Source organism: Embleya sp. NPDC059213 (genome assembly GCF_042754445.1).
In the GTDB taxonomy this organism is placed as follows: Bacteria; Actinomycetota; Actinomycetes; order Streptomycetales; family Streptomycetaceae; genus Embleya.
This window is the reverse complement of the sequence record NZ_JBHZAV010000122.1, coordinates 1-17,936: the sequence shown is the minus strand read 5'-3', so window position 1 is coordinate 17,936 and position 17,936 is coordinate 1. Positions and strand designations below refer to the sequence as shown.

Sequence of the window (17,936 nt, the reverse complement as noted above, 5' to 3'; positions counted from 1 at the left end):
ACCGCCGCCGCTCACCGACCGCCGCCTTCCCGGCCGTTGCCCGCATCCGACGCCCCGTCGCCGGCGACCGGCGTCCCACTCGGCTCGGCCCCCAGATAGCCGCACGCGTGCGCCTTGCGCAGTGCCTCCTCCAGCGCGCCCGGCGCGTCCAGCGGCCCGTCCACCAGGCCGGCGAAACCGATCGCCACCCGCGCCCCGCCGATCGGCACCAACCGCACCTCGACCGTCTCCCCCGGGTCGAAGCGCACGGTGGAGCCGGCCGGGACGGCCGGCCGACGCCCGTAGCCGATCGCCCGGTCGAAGCGCAGCCGCGGGTTGGTCTCGAAGAAGTGGAAGTGCGACGTGACGCTGATCGGCACCTCGGAGGTATTGGTCACCGCGACCGACACCAGGTCGGCGTCCGCGTACGGATCCACCGCCGGTCCGCCCGGGATCACCGCGCCCGGCGCGTCGTCGCCCAGCGAGCCGGGACCGGACACCGGCGCCGCGACCGCGCCGGAGCGCGAACCGTGTCCGTGGCAGTGCACCTCGCCCTCGCCCACCGGCAGACCCTCGCCGGAGCGGAACGGGTCGGTCACCACCGCCAGCCGGGTCGCGTCGTCGAAGACCGCCTCGACCTTGACGTCGGCCAGCACGTCCACGACACCGGGCAGTACGTCGATCACCTTGAGCACCGAGCGCCCGGCGTCGATCGCGTCGGCCAGCCGGGCCCCGTCCCGAGCCGCCTCGCACACGGTGTCCGCGATCAGCGCGGCGGCCTCGGGCACATTCAGGAGCAGCCCCCGGGCACGCCGCGCGCGGGCCAGCTCGGCGGCTGTGAAGATCAGCAACCGGTCCCGCTCGGTGGGCGTCAGCCGCATGCGCACCTCCGTATTGAATGACGTTCAAACCGCATTGAACGCCATTCAATACCGCCTGTCAACGCTCTCGCGAGGTGTCGGCCGACCCGCTCTCGCGCCGCGCCGAAGCCCGTTGGAGCGAGTCGCTCAGCGGGCCAGGCGCACCGCCAGGCCGTCCAGGAGCAGCCGCAGGCCGACCTCGAAACCGCGCTCGTCCAGCGTCTTCGGGTCGCTCGCGGCCAGTGAGTCGGCGAGCGAGGGATATTCGGCCCGGTAGTCCTCGACCGGCCGGGCGAAGCCCTCGACATAGGTCTCGATCACCGACCCGACCACGAGGTAGTCCAGCGCCGCGGACACCTCCGCCGCCTCGGCCGGGCTCAGCCCGATCCGGACCAGGGTGCGGGCGGTGGCGTCGTACGCGGACAGCGCCTGCTCGGTGGACACCGGCCGGCGGGCGATCACCGGCAGCGCCTCGGGGTGACGCAGGTAGGCCGCCCGGTACCCTCGCGCGAACGCGGCGATGCCGACCCGCCAGTCGGGGTCGTCCAGCGGCGCCCGATCGATCTCCCGGGTTATCACCACGGTGATCGCGTCGAGCAGTTCCTCCTTGGACGCCACGTGGTTGTAGAGCGAGGGCCCTCGGACGTCCAGCCGACCGGCCAGCGCCCGCATGGTCAGCGCGCCCATGCCCTTCTCGTCCACCAGCTCGACCGCAGCCCTGGCGATCAGTTCGCGGTCGAGCTTGGGGCGGCTGGGTCGACCCATCGTGCGTTCACCTCTGTGCCGTTCGCGAGCACCGCCGTCGGTCACTCTGCGTTGCCAACCTAGCTCGAAGTCACCTCTTCCCCCGCACCCGGCCGGCGGTTAAGGTCCTCAAACTAACTAAGTAAGTTTTAACATCCCCGTTGCGAGGTCCCGATGAACCACGGCACTTCTCGCCCACCGACGCCCGCCGCGTCGGTGCCGCCCGCATCGAGCCGGCCGGTCGATCACGACGCCGAACAACTCGGCGAGTTGGGCTACGAACAGGAGCTCAAGCGCAGCCTCGGCGTGCTGGGCAACCTCGCCATCGGCTTTGCGACCGTCTCCCCCGTCGTGGGCCTGTACGCCGTCGCGCAGGTGGGCACCACCATCGCCGGCCCGGCCTGGGTGTGGGTGTTGCCGATCTGTCTGCTCGGCCAGGCGCTGCTGATGTGCGTGTACTCCGAGCTGGCCTCGCAGTACCCGATCGCCGGCGGCGCCTACCAGTGGGCCCGCCGCCTGGTCGGCCCCACGTATGCCTGGCTCGCCGGCTGGGTGGGCATGTGCGCGGTCGTGTTCGCCAACACCACGATCGTCTATCTGGGCGCACCGTGGTTCTTCGCGCTGTTCGACGCCGAGCCCACGCCGGGGCGGATCGTCGTGGTGGCCGCGATCTTCCTGATGTGTTGTACCGCGATCAACGCGTTCGGCATCGACGTGCTGCGCTGGGTGCTCGCGGCCGGCATCGCGGCCGAGGCGCTGGCCTCGCTCGGGGTGGGGCTGGCGCTGCTGTTGGTCTTCCGGGAGAACGGCTTCGGCATCCTCACCGACACGATGGGCGCCGAGGCACTCTCCGGGGGCTCGACCTTCTCCGCCCTGCCGGCCGCGCTCGCGGTCGGCGGCTGGGCGTTCTTCGGCTTCGACGCGTGCGTGTCCTCGTCCGAGGAGACCAAGGACGCGGCCCGGCAGGTGCCCAAGGCGATCTGGTGGACGCTGATCAGCGTCGGCGGACTGGTCGTGCTGAACGCGGTCGCCGCCGAGTTGGCCCACCCCGACCCGGCCAGGGTGGTCGCCGGCGAGGACCTCGACCCGGTCACCACCGCCGTGGTGAACTCGTTCGGCTCGTGGTCGGCCAAGCCCTTCGTGGTCGTGGTGATCATCGCGTTCATCGCGTGCGCGCTCGCCTCGCAGGCCGCCGCCGCCCGCTCGGTCTACTCGGTCTCCCGGGACGGCGTACTGCCCGGCTCGCGCGCGCTGCGCGTGGTGAGCCGGCGACAGGCACCCGTCGGCGCCCTGATGATCACCGCCGCGATCAGTTGCCTGGCCCTGCTGCCGGCCCTGAACAGCGCCGCGATCGGCAGCCTGATCACCTTCGGCAGCGCCGCGATGTATCTCCAGTTCCTGCTGATCGCGCTCGCCGCGCTGATCGCCCGGCTGCGCGGTACCTGGACGCCCGGCGGCCTGGTCCGGTTCGGCCGCTGGGGCACCCCGCTGAACGTGCTCGCGGTGGCCTGGCTGGCCTTCGAATTCGTCAACATCGCCTGGCCGCGCAAGATCCTCGCCCCGCCCGGCGCACCCGCCTACCAGGTCTGGGCGGCCGTGCTGGGCATCGTGGTGGTGGTCGCCACCGGCGTGTTGTACCTGCTGTTCGCCCGCCCGCAGGACAAGGTGCGGGTGAGCGAGAGTTTCGGCGATCGCGGCGCCGACACACCGACCTCGGTTCCACAAGGGAGCAACGCATGAAGCCCGCCGACCTCGTCGTGCTGGACGCACACGTGGTGACGATGGATGAAGACCGACCCGACACCGACGCGATCGCCGCACGCAACGGGCGGATCGTCGCGCTCGGCGCCGACGCCCGGGCACTGATCGGGCCGCGCACCGAGGTGATCGAGGCGAACGGGGACACCGTCACCCCGGGGCTGACCGACTGTCACCAACACCCGGTGATGGGCGCGGACACCACCCGCGGCGCCGACCTGGTCGGCGCGGTCACCCTGGACGAGGTGTTGCGCCGACTCGCCGAGCAGGCCGCACCGTGCGGGGACGACGACTGGGTGATCGGATTCGGTGGCGAGTACGCGGCGTTCGCCGGCCACACCATGCACCGTGACCTGATCGACGCCGCCGTGGGCGGGCGACCGGCGTTCGTGTGGATGTCGGACAGCCACACCGCGCTGCTGAGCACGGCGGCGCTGCGGATCGCCGGGCTGACCGGGCCGCGCGAGTTCGCCGACCACAGCGAGATCGTCTGCGACGAGCGCGGCCCCACCGGCGAGTTGCACGAGATGACCGCGTGCCTCCTGGGCTATCGGGCGGTACCGCCGATGCCGCGCGCCGAACTCCTGTCCCGGGTCGAGGCGTTGTTCGCCGAGCAGAACCGGTGTGGGATCACCGGCATACACATCCCGGACGACGCGCCGCGCACCGTCGACACCCTGACCGGGCTGACCGACGAGCGCCGGCTGAGCATGCGGGTGCACCTGGCCCCGTGGTGCCCGGCCGGCAACGTGGACGACCTCGCCGAGCGCATCCTCGAACTGCGCTCCCTGGACGGGCCGGTCGAACTCGCCGCGGTCAAGTTCTTCGCCGACGGCGCGATCGACGGCGGCGGCGCCTGGCTGCACGAGCCGGACTGCTGCGGCCGGTCACACCACTCGCAGTGGAAGGACTTCGACCGGTACGCCGAGGCGGTCGCGATCGCCGGCCGCGCCGGGTTGCCCGCCTGGACCCACGCGATCGGCGACCGGGCGGTGGCCCGGACGCTGGACGTATACGCCGAACACGGTGCGCCGCCGGGCACCCGGCACCGGGTCGAGCACGCCGAGGTGCTCGCCGACGCCGAGGTGCCGCGGTTCGCCGCGCTCGACGTGGTCGCCTCGATGCAGCCGACCCACATGGACTGGTCGTTGCCCGACGGCTCGGACAACTGGTCCCGGCGGGTCGGCCCGGAGCGGGCGGAACGGGCCTGGCGCTACGCGGACATCCTGGCCGCCGGGGGCCACGTCGCGCTCGGTTCGGACTGGCCGGTCGCCGCGTTCGACCCGCGGCGCACCCTGGCCGGCGCGCAACTACGGCGCCCGGCGGGCGAGATCGACCGCGCGGCGTACGGCGCCTCGGCCGGCATCTCGGCCCGGCGGGCACTGGCCGGATACACCACGGAGGCGGCCTACTCGGTGGGCCGGGAAACGGTGGCCGGTCGGATCGCGGTGGGCTACCGGGCCGACCTGACCGTGTTCGGCGGCGATCCGCTCACCTGCGCGCCGGACGACCTGCCGGAACTGCCGGTCACCGCGACGGTGGTGGCGGGACGGATCGTGCATCGGACCTGACCACCCGCCGGGACCGCGTCGCCTCTCGGCGCGGCCCCGGCGCGGGCTCGGGGAGGTCCGAGCGGCCCCGGCGCGGGCTCAGGCCCCCGCCGCCCGCAACAGTTCCGGCAGGGCGCGCATGTCGTCGAACAACACCGCGCCCGAATCCGCCAACCGCTCCGCCGTGGTCAGTCCGCCGATGTAGCCGAACGCCCGCATTCCGGCGGCCCGCGCCGCCCGCACCCCGTAGGCGCTGTCCTCGACCACCGCGCACCGGGCCGGATCGACGCCCATCTCCCGGGCCGCGTGCAGGAACAGATCCGGCGCCGGCTTGCCCTGCGCCACGTCGTTCGCGCTGAACACCCGGCCCTCGAAGTGCCCGTGCAGCCCGACCAACCTCAGGTTGCGCTCGACCGCCTCACGCGAACTGTTCGAGGCGACGCACCACGGCCGGGGCACCTCGGCCAACGCCGCGACGATGCCGTCCACGGCGGTGAGTTCGGCGTCGAAGGCGGCCCGGTACAGGTGCCGGAACTCCTCGTGCCAGTCCGGGTCCAACCGGCGGCCCAGACGCGCTTCGACCAGCGCCGTGTGCTGCTCGCGCGAGCAACCGACGAACCGTTCCAGGATCTCGGCCTCGGTGAACGCACAGCCCAACGCGCCGAACACCTGCGCGTCCACCCGCACCGCGATCCGCTCACTGTCCACGAGCACGCCGTCACAATCGAAGATCACCAGATCGAACCCGGTCAGCGTCATACCCGGCAGCCTACGAGGCCCCGGTTTCCGGAGCGGGTCCCGCCCGAGCGGGACGCCGCCGCCTACGTGGCGCGCACGCCTCGGCGTCGCCGCCTCGAACCGACGTCACCCCGTACGCGCCGGCCGAGGAGGTCGCCGTCCGGCTCGGCGACGCCCTCGGCGGCTCGAACGCCCCGATCCCGAGCCGTTCAGCGCCTCGCCCGGAACCTCATCGACCCTCGAACGGCCAATCGCCGCCGTCGAGTTCGCGCCTTTCGTAGGCCGCCACGATCTCCTTCTCGGCGGCGTCGCGGCCCTCCCAGTGCGAGCCCTCCACCGACTTGCCGCGTTCCAGGTCCTTGTAGACCTCGAAGAAGTGGGCGATCTCGTTGAGTTGGAACGCCGGTACATCGCCGATGTCCTGTATCGCGTGTCTGCGCGGATCACGAGCGGGCACGCACAGGACCTTCTCGTCCGGCCCCTTCTCGTCGCTCATCACGAACATCCCGACCGTGCGACAACGAATCACACAGCCGGGAAAGGTCGGCTCGTCCAGCAACACGAGCACGTCGAGCGGGCCGCCGTCGCCGCCCAGGGTGCGATGCACGAATCCGTAGTCGGCGGGATAGGCGGTGGACGTGAACAACATGCGGTCGAGCCTGATGCGTCCCGTGCGGCGGTCCATCTCGTACTTGTTCCGACTGCCCGCGGGAATCTCCACGACGACGTCGAACTCCACGACGGCTCCTTAACGGCCTATGGATCAAGACCCGATATGCGCGGCATTCCGTATTCCTGACGTACCGTCGAGGACTTTCCCACGTCACCGGGCCGTTACGCACGTGAAGCACGGGACAACCGGGCCATCGGCGCCTCGCGACCACCCGATCGCATCGACCCTTGACTCGGTCAATTAAGTAAGGTTTCCTGTCCGTCGACCCACCGCACGCCCGCCCCGCACTCGCACCACCCCCACGCACCCCACCAGGAGCAGCCGTGATCCGGATCGAGGACGCCGACCGCGTCAGGACCATCACCCTCGACCGCCCCGAAGCGCTCAACGCGTTCAACGAGGCGCTGTACGACGCGACCACCGAGGCGCTGATCGACGCGGCGGCCGACCCGACGGTGGCCGTGGTCGTACTGACCGGCGCCGGACGGGCGTTCTCGGCGGGCACCGACCTGATCGAGATGGCCCAGCACAACAGCGGAACCAAGGTCCGCGGCGAACACGGCTTCGGCGGCATGGTCGACCGGCTCCAGGCGTTCCCCAAACCGCTGCTGATCGCCGTCAACGGACTCGGCCTGGGCATCGGCGCGACCGTCCTGGGCTTCGCCGACCTCGCCTTCATGGCCGACACCGCACGACTGAAGTGCCCGTTCACCTCGCTCGCGGTGGCGCCGGAAGCGGGCAGCAGCGTGACCTTCCCGCAGTTGCTCGGGCGGCAGCGCGCGATGTGGGCACTGCTGAGCAGCGAGTGGCTCAGCGCCGCCGAGTGCCTGGAGATGGGCCTGGTGTTCAAGGTGTGCCCGGCCGACGAGCTGCTCGACGTGACCATGCGGCACGCCCGCGTCCTGGCCGCCAAGTCGATCCCGTCGCTGATCGAGAGCAAGCGGGCGGTCCTGGAGGGACTCGGCGACCAGGTCGCCCGGGCCCGCCGACGCGAGGACGCGGCCTTCGGCCGGCTGCTCGGCAAGCCCGCCAACATCGAGGCCCTCACCGCGTTCGCCGAGCGGCGCGAACCCGACTTCGCGGCGATCGACGCCCGCGAGGGCTGAGGTCGCGGGGCGGGCAGGCCCGGTGGGGCCGGCCGAGTGGGGCCCGGCCGGCGGCGACCTCGGACCGGGCCACCCACCCTCCCGCCGGGCTCGAACATTCATCAGTTGTCCCGATTTGCCGGATCCGGCCGGAACTGCGGAATACTGTCTGCTCCGCACCACCGTTCCAGTCCCCAGGATCAGCGCCACCCATGAGCAGCCCAGCCGCACAGACCCCAGGCAGCGCCGCCGACAGCGGCCCCGGCCCCGAGGGCGCCCACCACCTCGGTCACACCCTCAAACCTCGGCACATGACCATGCTCGCGCTCGGCGGCGCGATCGGGGCGGGGCTGTTCGTCAGCACCGGCGCGGGCATCCACACCGCCGGACCGGGCATCCTGATCTCCTACGCGCTCGCCTCGGTGCTGGTGTTGCTGGTGATGCGGATGCTCGGCGAGATGGCGGCGGCCGTACCGCGCAGCGGTTCGTTCTCGGAGTACGCGGGAGCCGCCTTCGGCAGGTGGGCCGGCTTCACCGTGGGCTGGCTGTACTGGTGGATGGTCACCATCGTGCTGGCGGTCGAGGGCTCGGGCGCGGCGGCGATCGCGCACGGGTGGGTGCCGGGCATCCCGATCTGGGTGTTCTCGCTGGTGATCATGCTCGTGTTCACCGGCGCGAACCTGCTCACGGTGCGCTCGTTCGGCGAGTCCGAGTTCTGGTTCGCCACCGTCAAGATCCTGGCCATCGTCGGCTTCCTGGTGCTCGGCGTGCTCGCCATCGTGGGTTGGCTGCCGGACGTCGACGCGCCCGGACTGAGCAACCTCACCGGCAACGGCGGCTTCCTGCCCAACGGTTGGGACGGGGTGATCACCGGCCTGCTCGCGGTCGCCTTCTCCTTCGGCGGCCTGGAGATCGTCACCATCGCCGCCGCCGAGTCGAACGATCCGGCCCGCAACGTGGCCCGCGCGGTGCGCACCGCGGTGTGGCGGATCCTGCTCTTCTACATCGGTTCGGTGGCGATCATCGCCACCCTGCTGCCGTGGGATTCCGACCGGCTCGGCAGTCCGTACGTCTCCGTGCTGGAGGACATCGGCATCCCGGGCGCCGCGCACGTGATGGACGTGGTCGTGTTCACCGCGCTGCTCTCCGCGCTGAACTCGATGTTGTACGGCGCGTCCCGGATGGCGTTCTCGCTGTCCCGGCGCGGCGAGGGACCCCGGCAACTGTCCCGGGTGGCGGGCAACGGGGTGCCGCGCACCGCCGTGCTGGCCTCCTCGGCGTTCGGCTTCGTGGCCGCGCTGCTCAACGTGTGGTGGCCGGAGCAGGTGTTCAAGCACCTGCTGAACTCGGTCGGCGCGATGTTGCTCTTCGTGTGGTTCGCCATCGCCGCGTCGCAACTGGTGCTGCGCCGCCGGATCGAGCGCGAGGACCCGGATCGGCTGCTGGTGCGGATGTGGGGCTTCCCGTATCTGACCTGGTTCGTGATGCTCGCCCTCGCCGCGGTGTCGATCCTGATGTTGTTCGACCAGGACGCGCGCCCGCAGTTGCTCTCCTCGGTGGTCGTGGTGGCCGTGGTACTGGGCTTCGCCCTGGTCCGCGAGGCGCGTCGGCGCGATCTGCGCAGGCGGGCGGGCGGCCGGTTCTGACCCGGCGCCCGGCCCACCCGGGCACTCACAGCCCGGCGCGTGCCAGGGCGTGGAGTTGCTCGCTGCTCGGGCACCAGTTGGAGCGCATCTCCTCGGTCGGCCAGCCCGCCAGGGTCGCGCTCGCGGCGAAGTTGGACTGGAGATAGCCCAGCAGGGTGCGACGCGGGTCCTCGGCCAGTCGGACCACGTCGTACGCCAGCGTCGACCGCGAGCCGTCCGGCAGCCAGACCGCCTCGCGCGGCGACAGCGGCTGCTTCTCGACGCCGTCCGGCTTGGGCGCGGCGTAGGAGTAGTAGGCCGGGTGGGTGACGTTCGGGTCGCCGGCCCAGAAGCCGAACGAGATCACCTCGTGCGAGTACGCCTCGGCGGTCACCGGGTCCACGCCGCTCAACGGCGGCTCCACCCGCTTGCCGGAGAACCGGGTCAGGGCGAGGTCGAACGAGTGCCAGAACAGTTGTACGGGTGAGGTCTTGCCGTCGAACCAGCCCATGAACTCGTCGAACACGTCCGCCGACCAGGTCAGGATCCGCCAGAAGCGCTGCGCGTACTCGGCCTGATAACTCGCGTGCGTCGTGTCCTCGCGAAACGGCGTGGTCAGATGCGGGACCCCGAACGGCCGCTCCAACAACGGCACGTCGATGCCCAGGTCCGCGAGCGTCCCGTGCACCGCGACGTCGAACTCGGTCACGCTCAACCCGTCCACGAGCGCGATCTCGCGCACGTCGCCACGATCGGTACGAAACACCACACGGTGGTCGATGAAGTCGAACGCGATATCGAACGCGATGTCGGCGACGGTGATCCGGCGGGTGGTGAAGCCTCGGGCGTCCACCGTGAAGGTGATGTTCCACCAGTGGTTCTGCGGGTGGCTCGCGGCGAGCTTGACCTTGCCGACGATCTGGGCGAACAGATGCAGCGTGTCGAGAGTATCCACCCACGCGTGGTAGGGGAGTTCGGGAAGTCGAGGCGGGTCGGCGGGCGCGGTGGCCCGGGTGCGGTCGTTCGAAGGGAAGGCCATGCGCCGATTCTCGCGCCCCGACATCCCATCCGCCCCGTTTTGCTCCGCCGTCCGAGCCGGTTCGGGCGATTGTGCGCCACCCCCCGAACGGGTGAACACGGCCGGAGCGTACCCTGCGTGCGACAACATCCCAACCACCTGTACAGGGGCACTCGTGCGCGTTGTCGTCGCCGGAGCCGGCATCGGTGGGCTGGCCACAGCCCTGAGTCTGCACACGGCGGGTATCACCGACGTGACCGTGTACGAGGCGGTCCCGGAAATCCGCCCGCTCGGTGTCGGTATCGATCTGCTGCCGTATGCGGTCCGCGATCTGACCGCGCTGGGCCTGTACGACGACGTCGCCGAGATCTCGGTGGCCATCGACGAGTGGGTCCGCCACGACGGCGACGGCCGGCGCGTCCACGTCGAGCCGCGCGGTCTCGCCGCCGGCCACGCGTGGCCGCAGTTCTCGGTACACCGGGGCGAGTTGCAGATGTTGCTGCTGCGCGCTCAACTGGCCTGGCTGGGCGCCGAGTCGCTGCGTACGGGCCTGCGGCTGAGCGGATACGCGCAGACCGCGGAGGGCGTCACCGTCGAGTTCACCGACCTGGCGGGCAACACCGTCACGGACGAGGCCGACATCCTGATCGCCGCCGACGGCATCGACTCGGCGGGTCGCGCACTGATGTACCCGAGCGAGGGACCGCCCGCCCGGCACGGCCGAGTGTTGTGGCGCGGCGTATCGCCCTCGCCGGCGCTGCTCACCGGCCACAGCACGATCCTGGTGGGCGACGGCGATCGCACGTTCGTCGCCCAGCCGCTGCGGGCCGCCGAGGGCGACCGCCCCGCACTCCTGAACTGGCTCGCCGAACTCCCGCACCCGGGGCCCCCGGTCGAGCTCGGCGACTGGGAACGGCCGGCCGAACTCGACACGATCCTGGCCCACTTCGCGGACTGGGAATTCGACTGGCTGGACATACCGGCGCTGATCGCCGACGCGGACGTCGCGTACGAGTACCCGACGGTCGATCGCGATCCCCTGCCGAGCTGGTCCGACGGCCGGGTGACCCTTCTCGGCGACGCGGCCCACGCCACGTCCCCGACCGGCACCGACGGCGCCTCCCAGGCCATCCTGGACGCCCGCGTCCTGGCCCAGGAACTGGCCCTCCACACCGACCCGATCGCGGCCCTCACCCACTACGAGGAACTACGCCGCGCCGCCATGACGCCCCCCGACCCGACACCCCCCAACCCCGAGGCTCCGACCGCACACTGACCGACCCACCCCGAAACACGCCCGACGAGGCTGCCGGCACCTACGGCAGGACGCGGGCGGGCGAGTCGGTGGGGGTGGGCGGCGGGGGTGGGCCGGCCCGGGGCCGGGCCGGTCCGGGGCAGGTCCCGGGCCGGGAAGTCGAGGCGCCGGCCCGGGGCTCCCGGATGGGGCGGCGGGGGCAGATCAGCGCGGGTGGCATGGGCGACGGCGAGCATCGCGTCGCCGTCGCCGATCACTTGCCATGTGCGGGCCACGGACGTATCGCCGCAACTGCCGCCGGGCTGCGTGCGCGCCGCAGTCGTGCGCCCTACGACCACGCACCCGGGCTTCGTGGCGAAGGAACGACCCGGTGCCGCGCGACCGGCCCCACCCCCGGCCGCGCGATGAGCGGGCAACCGGCCACCCTCTGCCACGCCCACCCGACCGCGTGCGCGTCGCTGCACCTCCCACCGGACGACGTGCGGGCCGCAGTCGTGCGCCCTGCGACCACGCACCCGGGCTTCGTGGCGAAGGAGCGACCCGGTGCCGCGCGACCGGCCCCACCCCCGGCCGCGCGATGAGCAGGCAACCGGCCACCCTCTGCCACACCCACCCGACCGTGCTCCACCCCCGCACCGGGCCGGTCCGGCGGGCGGCCCACTCCCACCTGGCGGACGGGCAACGGGCCGCCCCTTGTGGCTCCCACCCGGCCGCGTAGTGGACGAGCGGCCGGCTGCCGGGCCGAGCCGCCCCACCGGACGGGTGGGGCAGCCTGGTCGAGTGGCCGGGGTCGATCCGCGCGACCACCGGGCGACGCGACGTCCACAGGCTGAGCGCGCGTCACCCCGACGCGTGTGCCGGGCGTACCGCGCTCATGGGACCAGGACGACCTTGCCCATGGTTTTCCGGGTGGCGAGTGCCGTGTGGGCGGCTGCCGCGTCGGGGAGGGCGAAGGTCGTTGTGGCGGGGCGGAGTTCATTGGCCGCGGCAGCGGCGAGTGCGGCTTCGGCGAGGGCCTTGATGCCGCCCGGCCGGTTCATCATCCGCGGGCCCAGCGGGTTCTCCACCGTCACCCCGGCATCGGCCGCGGCCTCGGCCAGATCGGGGATGGCCGTGCCGGAGGACCAGCCGAACGTCACCAATCGTCCGCCTCGGCCGAGGAGTTCCAGCGCGTCCCGCCCGATATCGCCGCCGACGCTCTCCAGGACCACCGTCACCGACCGCCCGGCGAGTTCCTCGCGGACCCGGTCGGCCCAGTCGGCAACGGTGTAGTCCACCGCGAGATCGGCGCCCGACGCGCGGACCGCCTCGACCTTGGCCGCGCCGCCGGCCGCCCCCACCACCACCGCGCCGACGCGTCGGGCCGCCTGGACCAGCAGCGTGCCCAGGCCGCCCGCCGCGGCGGGGATCAGCACGATGTCGTCGGCGGTGATCCCGGCCACCTCCAGGATGGCCAGCGCGGTACGCCCGGTGCCCACCATCGACACCGCGATCTCGGCGGGCAGTCCGTCCGGCAACATCAGCAGCGCCTGATCGTCGATGATCGCGAACTCCGCATAGCCGCCACCGCGGTTGCCCAGATGTGCCACCACCCGCCGACCCACCAGGACCGGGTCCACCCCGACGCCGACCGCGTCCACCGTACCGGCCACTTCACGGCCGAGCGTTGCGGGCAACTCCGGCTTCGGGAACGGGCCCATCCCCTCACCCGCGCGCAACATCACATCGAGTAGGTGAACTCCCGCTGCGGCAACCGCGATCCGTACCTCCCCGGGCCCGGGCTCCGGAGTCGCCACCTCCTCGTATCGCAGGTTCTCGGCCGGGCCGAACTCATTCAGGCGAATCGCGCGCATCGAACACTCCGGAGTTTGGCGAAACAGAAGGAACCACAAACACGGGCGCCAGTCTCGAACCTCAAGTTAACTTCATGTCAAGCGCCACACCCGACAACACGACGACCGGCTCCGGCCCCCGCGGCCTCCCGCGCCGTACCGTGGGCCCATGTTCGACGCCGAGGAAGCCGCCGCCACACTCGTCACCACCCTCGCCGCACTGGGCACACCGGAGCGCGCCGAGGCGGAAAAGGCGTACCTGAAGAGCGATCTGACCTTCCTCGGCGTCACCGTCCCGGTACTGCGCAAGGCGGTGACCTCGGCGGCGCGCGCCCGCCCGGAGCCGTCCCATCCCGAACTCCTGGCCCTGATCGCCGCATTGTGGTCCCGACCCGTGCACGAGAGCCGGTTCGCCGCGATCGAGCTGATGCGCATCCACGTTCGGGTACTCACCCGCGCGGACCTGCCACTCGTCGCGCGACTGATCCGGGACGCGGCGGGCTGGGTGTATGTGGACGTCCTCGCGGAGAAGGTCGCCGGAGTGCTGATGGGCCGGACGCCCGCGGACTTCGGCACCGCCGACGCGTGGGCCGGCGACGAGGACTTCTGGCTACGCCGCGCGGCCCTGCTCAGCCTGCTCCCGGGCATCCGCGCGGGCGGGCCCGACCTGGTCCGCTTCGACCGCTACGCGGACGCGATGCTGGACGAGCGGGAGTTCTTCATCCGCAAGGCGATCGGCTGGCTGCTGCGGGAGATCGCCAGGCGGGACCCGGCCTACGTGATCGCCTGGACCACCGCGCATCGGGCCCGGATGTCCGGAGTGACCTTCCGCGAGGCGATCCGCCGACTTCCCGCCGCCGACGCGGACCGGTTGCGCGCCGCCGGTTGATGCGTGCCGCCCGCGGTGGGCGGCACGGCAGGATGTGTCGATGACGACTCACCTGGTGGCCATGGGCGGCGGCGGCTTCTCGATGAACGAAGGCCCCTCCGCCCTGGACCGATACGTACTCGACCTCGCCGGTCGGCCCCACCCGCGCGTGTGCTTCATACCGACCGCCTCCGGCGACTCGGCCGGCTACGTGGACCGATTCCTCCGCGCGTTCGGACAACTGGACTGCGAGGCGGGCGAGTTGAGCCTGTTCCAGCGCACCGGCGTCGACCTCGCGGACATGCTCGCCGAGCAGGACGTGATCTACGTGGGCGGCGGCTCCACCGCCAACCTGCTCGCACTGTGGCGCCTGCACGGCCTCGACGTCGCGCTCGCGGCGCGGGCCGCTGCGGGAGACCTGGTGGTATGCGGCCTGAGCGCGGGCGCACTGTGCTGGTTCGAGGGCGGCATCACCGACTCGTTCGGCCCGGAACTCCGCCCCCTCGCGGACGGCCTGGGCTGGGCCGCGGGCAGCGTCTGCCCCCACTACGACGGCGAGGCGGGTCGCCGTCCGGCGTACCACGCGGCGATCGAGGCAGGCGTCCTGGCACCCGGCTACGCCCTGGACGACGGCGCCGCGATCCACCTCGTCGACGGCAGGGTGCACGGTTTCGTCGCCGAACGGGCGGAGGCACAGGCATACCGGGTCGAGCCCGGGGTGGGCGGGGTGGATGGGGTGGATGGGGTGGATGGGGTGGATGGCGTGCGGGAGTCCGCGTTGCCGATGGTCCGGTTGTGACTTGGTCCGTGACGTGACCTGTGATCTCACCCGAGTGTCGCCTGGCCTTTGACCTGGATACTTACCAATCTTCTGGTACCTGAATTTCAGGTAGGTACTTGAGCGGAATGCAGCGCAGGAGCAGCATCGATACCGCGAGCCGAACACCCCCGACGGGCCTGGCCCCGGGCAACCCGCCTCGCGCTCCCACCACCGCGATGGAACGAGTTCGACATGCCTGCCTTCGACATGCCCGCTTCCGACACGCCTGCTTCCCCTCATCGGCCCGATGCCCCCGATACCTCCGTGTCCGTCCTCGGCCTGGGTGCAATGGGCACCGCGCTGGCCGACGCGCTCCTTGCCGCCGGCCACCGCGTCACGGTCTGGAACCGCTCTCCGGCCCGCGCGGACGCCCTGGTCGCCCGCGGCGCCACCCGCGCCGACTCGCCCACCGAGGCGGTCGCCGCGAGTGCGCTGGTGGTGGTGTGCGTAACCGACTACGACATCGCGAACACGCTCCTGGCCGACGTCGGATCCAACGCCGACGCCGACCCGTGGGCCGGCCGCACACTGGTCAACCTGACCTCGGACACCCCCGAGCGCGCTCGGGAGGCCGCCGCCTGGGCCGCGGCGCGGGACATCCCCTACCTCGACGGCGCGATCATGGTGCCCACTCCGGTCGTGGGCACCGCCAACGGCCTTGTGCTCTACAGCGGTTCACGCCCCGCGTTCGAGGCCCACGGGGCGACGCTGCGGGCGTTCGGCCCGAACACGCCGTTCCTGGGCGAGGATCACGGCCTGGCCGCCGTCTACGACCTCGGCATGCTGGACTTCTTCTACACCTCGATGGCCGGCCTGACCCACGCCTTCGGTCTGGTCGGCGCGGACGGGGTGTCGGCAGCCGAGTTCCTGCCGTTCGCCAACATCATCTTCGGCATCCTGCCCAACATCATGACCGCCATGACCACAGCCATCGACACCGACACCCACCCCGGCGACCAGGGCAACCTGACCATGGAAGCCGCAGGCATCGACCACATCCTCACCGCCGCCAAAACCCGCGGCCTCGACGTCGGGGTCCTGGAAGCCGTCAAAGACCTCACCACCCGCACCATCGCCCGAGGCCACGGCCCCAACGCCTTCACCGCCACCATCAAAACCATCCGCAACCCATAAGCCGAGTCGGGAACAGGGCGCGGGGAGGAGAGCAGGTGGGGGCGCGAGGGGGCGGGGAGTGAGCGGGAGGCAGCGGGGAGGGGCGGGAGGGAGTGGGGAGGAGGCGGCGCGCAGCGAGGGCGGAAAGGCGCGGCGGGCGGGCGGGTGCTTTTCGGCTTCGCCGGGAAGCCTTTCGAATGGGCCGGGTGCTTTCGAGGTGCGGTGCGTCTTGGTCGGGTTGGGCACGGGTGGCCTTGTGCTAAACGGTCGGCGTGGGCTGGTGGAGGTGGGCCCGGTCCCGGGGGCGCCGGCGGCCGGGAGCCCTGAGCTCTCCGGCGAGAGGTGGGTGTTGCTCGGCGGGAAAGGCGCCGGCAACGGCGAATCGGGAGGGCGCTTTCGTCAGGTCCGCCGGGGAGCCTTCCCGAGTGGGTCGGGTGTTCGCGGCCTGCGGTCGCGTCTTGGTGGGCAGCGGATGGCCTTGTGCTAAACGGTCGGCGTGGACCGGCGGAGATCAGCCCGGTCCCGGGGTCACCGGCGGCCGGGAGCCCTGGACTCCCCGGCGAGACCTGGGCGTTGCTCACCGGAAAAGCGCTGGCAACGGCGCGGAGGGAGGGCGGCCCGGTCGGGTCCGCCGAGGAACCTTCCCGAGTGGGCCGGGCGTTTGCGGCCGACGGTCACGTCTTACTCGGCAGCGGGAGGCTCAGTGCTAAACGGTCGACGTGGACCGGCGGAGAGCGACCCGGTCCCACCGTCACCGGCGGCCGGGAGCCCTGGACTCCCCGGCGAGACCTGCGCGTTGCTCACCGGGAAAGGCGCTGGCAACGGCGGAGCCGGAGGGTGCTTTCGTCGGGTCCGCCGGGGAGCCTTCCCCAGTGGGCCGGGCGTTCACAACCGACGGTCGCGCTTTGGTCGGCAGCGGGAGGCTCAGTGCTAAACGGTCGACGTGGACCGGCGGAGAGCGACCCGGTCCCACCGTCACCGGCGGCCGGGAACCCTGGACTCCCCGGCGAGACCCGGGCGTTGCTCGCCGGAAAAGCGCTGGCAACGGCGGAGCCGGAGGGGCGGCCCGGTCAGGTCCGCCGAGGAGCCTTCCCCAATGGGCCGGGCGTTCACAACCGACGGTCGCGCCTTGGTCGGCAGCGGATGGCTCAGTGTTAAACGGTCGACGTGGACCAGCGGAGATCGACCCGGTCCCACCGTCACCGGCGGCCGGGAACCCTGGACTCCCCGGCGAGACCTGCGCGTTGCTCGCCGGAAAGGCGCTGGCAACGGCGCAGCGGGTGGGTGCTTTCGTCGGGTCCGCCGGGGAGCCTTCCCCAGTGGGTCGGGTCGTTTCGGCGGGCGGTGGCGGGAGGGGAGGAAGGCGGGGCCGTGGGTGGGCGGTTCCGGTTGCTGGAGGGCACAACCCGGCCCTCGACACGCGCTCTTCCCGGTCGGTCCCGTAAAACCGCAGGTCAACGGGAAACCGCGCGCTCGAAGCAGTCCCGGGATCCGGATCATGACCCTAGAAGCCCTCAGACCGCCTCTCGCCCGACCGTCCCGCCCCCACAGCCCCCCAAAAAACGACCCAACCCACTGAGGAAAGCTCCCCGACGAGCCTCACCGAGCTACCCTCCCAGGCGCCCCGACCCGAAACGCCCACCGAGAGCCCGACCCACCCTCAATCCACCACCGGCATTCACAAACCGGCCCTCGGCACGCACTCCCGCCGCCCATCCCCGCAAAACCGCAGGTCAGCGGCAAACGACGCGCCCGAGGTCGCCCCATCATCCGGATGCAGACCACCCAAGCCCACCAAGAGCCCTTCCGCCCACGACACCCACTCCAAACGCCCGCAGAAAAGGCCGGGCCCACTCGGGAACGCCCCCCGGCGAACCCGACCGGACCGCCCTCCCGCTCCGCCGTTGCCAGCGCCTTTCCGGCGAGCAACGCCCAGGTCTCGCCGGGGAGTCCAGGGCTCCCGGCCGCCGGTGACCCCGGGACCGGGCTGATCTCCACCGGTCCACGCCGACCGTTTA

14 protein-coding genes are annotated in these 17,936 nt (G+C 71.7%); 8 read left to right on the top strand and 6 right to left on the bottom strand.

The window, feature by feature from the left end; translation table 11 throughout:
- Positions 1–11: 11 nt before the first annotated feature.
- Together ureA and ACFXMF_RS33390 are read right to left on the bottom strand one after the other, a co-directional pair.
- Positions 12–860, bottom strand: coding sequence for an urease subunit gamma (ureA, locus tag ACFXMF_RS33395; protein WP_360309452.1), 849 nt, complete (start codon positions 858–860; stop codon positions 12–14).
- 126 nt (positions 861–986) lie between these two features.
- On the bottom strand, positions 987–1,604 hold the full coding sequence (locus ACFXMF_RS33390; protein ID WP_360309450.1) for a TetR/AcrR family transcriptional regulator C-terminal domain-containing protein: 618 nt from the start codon (positions 1,602–1,604) through the stop codon (positions 987–989).
- A gap of 153 nt (positions 1,605–1,757) precedes the next feature.
- On the opposite strand from ACFXMF_RS33390, the gene ACFXMF_RS33385 reads away from it, so the two are divergent.
- Together ACFXMF_RS33385 and ACFXMF_RS33380 are read left to right on the top strand one after the other, a co-directional pair.
- On the top strand, positions 1,758–3,323 hold the full coding sequence (locus ACFXMF_RS33385; RefSeq protein WP_379989501.1) for an APC family permease: 1,566 nt from the start codon (positions 1,758–1,760) through the stop codon (positions 3,321–3,323).
- Positions 3,320–4,912, top strand: a complete 1,593-nt coding sequence (locus ACFXMF_RS33380) for an amidohydrolase (RefSeq protein WP_379989502.1) — start codon at positions 3,320–3,322, stop codon at positions 4,910–4,912. The genes ACFXMF_RS33385 and ACFXMF_RS33380 overlap by 4 nt, the downstream gene beginning before the upstream one ends.
- Positions 4,913–4,990: 78 nt before the next feature.
- On the opposite strand, the gene ACFXMF_RS33375 is transcribed toward ACFXMF_RS33380, so the two are convergent.
- On the bottom strand, positions 4,991–5,650 hold the full coding sequence (locus tag ACFXMF_RS33375) for an HAD family hydrolase (protein WP_379989503.1): 660 nt from the start codon (positions 5,648–5,650) through the stop codon (positions 4,991–4,993).
- 208 nt (positions 5,651–5,858) lie between these two features.
- Positions 5,859–6,368 carry an inorganic diphosphatase gene (locus ACFXMF_RS33370; protein WP_379989504.1) on the bottom strand — a complete coding sequence of 170 codons (510 nt, stop codon included), beginning with the start codon at positions 6,366–6,368 and terminating at the stop codon, positions 5,859–5,861.
- A 257-nt stretch (positions 6,369–6,625) separates the two neighbouring features.
- Between ACFXMF_RS33370 and ACFXMF_RS33365 the strand changes: the two genes are divergently transcribed.
- Together ACFXMF_RS33365 and ACFXMF_RS33360 are read left to right on the top strand one after the other, a co-directional pair.
- The gene (locus tag ACFXMF_RS33365; protein WP_360309440.1) at positions 6,626–7,408 is read left to right on the top strand and encodes an enoyl-CoA hydratase-related protein; all 783 of its coding nucleotides are present in this window, start codon (positions 6,626–6,628) and stop codon (positions 7,406–7,408) included.
- A gap of 191 nt (positions 7,409–7,599) precedes the next feature.
- Positions 7,600–9,033 carry an amino acid permease gene (locus ACFXMF_RS33360; RefSeq protein ID WP_360309438.1) on the top strand — a complete coding sequence of 478 codons (1,434 nt, stop codon included), beginning with the start codon at positions 7,600–7,602 and terminating at the stop codon, positions 9,031–9,033.
- Positions 9,034–9,058: 25 nt separating this feature from the next.
- On the opposite strand, the gene ACFXMF_RS33355 is transcribed toward ACFXMF_RS33360, so the two are convergent.
- Positions 9,059–10,051, bottom strand: a complete 993-nt coding sequence (locus ACFXMF_RS33355; RefSeq protein ID WP_379989505.1) for a DUF5996 family protein — start codon at positions 10,049–10,051, stop codon at positions 9,059–9,061.
- Between the two features lie 154 nt (positions 10,052–10,205).
- Between ACFXMF_RS33355 and ACFXMF_RS33350 the strand changes: the two genes are divergently transcribed.
- Positions 10,206–11,306, top strand: a complete 1,101-nt coding sequence (locus ACFXMF_RS33350; RefSeq protein WP_360309434.1) for an FAD-dependent monooxygenase — start codon at positions 10,206–10,208, stop codon at positions 11,304–11,306.
- Positions 11,307–12,157: 851 nt separating this feature from the next.
- Here the strand turns inward: ACFXMF_RS33350 and ACFXMF_RS33345 are convergent.
- Complete coding sequence (locus tag ACFXMF_RS33345; RefSeq protein ID WP_379989506.1) at positions 12,158–13,138, bottom strand: zinc-binding dehydrogenase; 981 nt, start codon at positions 13,136–13,138, stop codon at positions 12,158–12,160.
- Between the two features lie 148 nt (positions 13,139–13,286).
- Here ACFXMF_RS33345 and ACFXMF_RS33340 point away from each other — a divergent pair, with 148 nt between their 5' ends.
- From ACFXMF_RS33340 to ACFXMF_RS33330, 3 genes are all read left to right on the top strand, one after another.
- Complete coding sequence (locus ACFXMF_RS33340; RefSeq protein ID WP_379989507.1) at positions 13,287–14,006, top strand: DNA alkylation repair protein; 720 nt, start codon at positions 13,287–13,289, stop codon at positions 14,004–14,006.
- Between the two features lie 40 nt (positions 14,007–14,046).
- Positions 14,047–14,784 (top strand): Type 1 glutamine amidotransferase-like domain-containing protein, encoded by a 738-nt coding sequence (locus ACFXMF_RS33335; protein ID WP_379989508.1) that lies wholly within the window; start codon positions 14,047–14,049, stop codon positions 14,782–14,784.
- Positions 14,785–15,069: 285 nt separating this feature from the next.
- Positions 15,070–15,939 carry an NAD(P)-dependent oxidoreductase gene (locus ACFXMF_RS33330; protein ID WP_379989509.1) on the top strand — a complete coding sequence of 290 codons (870 nt, stop codon included), beginning with the start codon at positions 15,070–15,072 and terminating at the stop codon, positions 15,937–15,939.
- Positions 15,940–17,936: the final 1,997 nt, after the last annotated feature.

Bases quoted from the DNA above. Each gene is read 5' to 3' on its own strand.
- ACFXMF_RS33385 (WP_379989501.1), top strand. From the start codon at position 1,758: ATGAACCACGGCACTTCTCGCCCACCGACGCCCGCCGCGTCGGTGCCG.
- ACFXMF_RS33335 (WP_379989508.1), top strand. From the start codon at position 14,047: ATGACGACTCACCTGGTGGCCATGGGCGGCGGCGGCTTCTCGATGAAC.
- ACFXMF_RS33380 (WP_379989502.1), top strand. From the start codon at position 3,320: ATGAAGCCCGCCGACCTCGTCGTGCTGGACGCACACGTGGTGACGATG.
- ACFXMF_RS33340 (WP_379989507.1), top strand. From the start codon at position 13,287: ATGTTCGACGCCGAGGAAGCCGCCGCCACACTCGTCACCACCCTCGCC.
- ACFXMF_RS33375 (WP_379989503.1), bottom strand. From the start codon at position 5,650: ATGACGCTGACCGGGTTCGATCTGGTGATCTTCGATTGTGACGGCGTG.
- ACFXMF_RS33345 (WP_379989506.1), bottom strand. From the start codon at position 13,138: ATGCGCGCGATTCGCCTGAATGAGTTCGGCCCGGCCGAGAACCTGCGA.
- ACFXMF_RS33360 (WP_360309438.1), top strand. From the start codon at position 7,600: ATGAGCAGCCCAGCCGCACAGACCCCAGGCAGCGCCGCCGACAGCGGC.
- ACFXMF_RS33355 (WP_379989505.1), bottom strand. From the start codon at position 10,051: ATGGCCTTCCCTTCGAACGACCGCACCCGGGCCACCGCGCCCGCCGAC.
- ACFXMF_RS33390 (WP_360309450.1), bottom strand. From the start codon at position 1,604: ATGGGTCGACCCAGCCGCCCCAAGCTCGACCGCGAACTGATCGCCAGG.
- ureA (WP_360309452.1), bottom strand. From the start codon at position 860: ATGCGGCTGACGCCCACCGAGCGGGACCGGTTGCTGATCTTCACAGCC.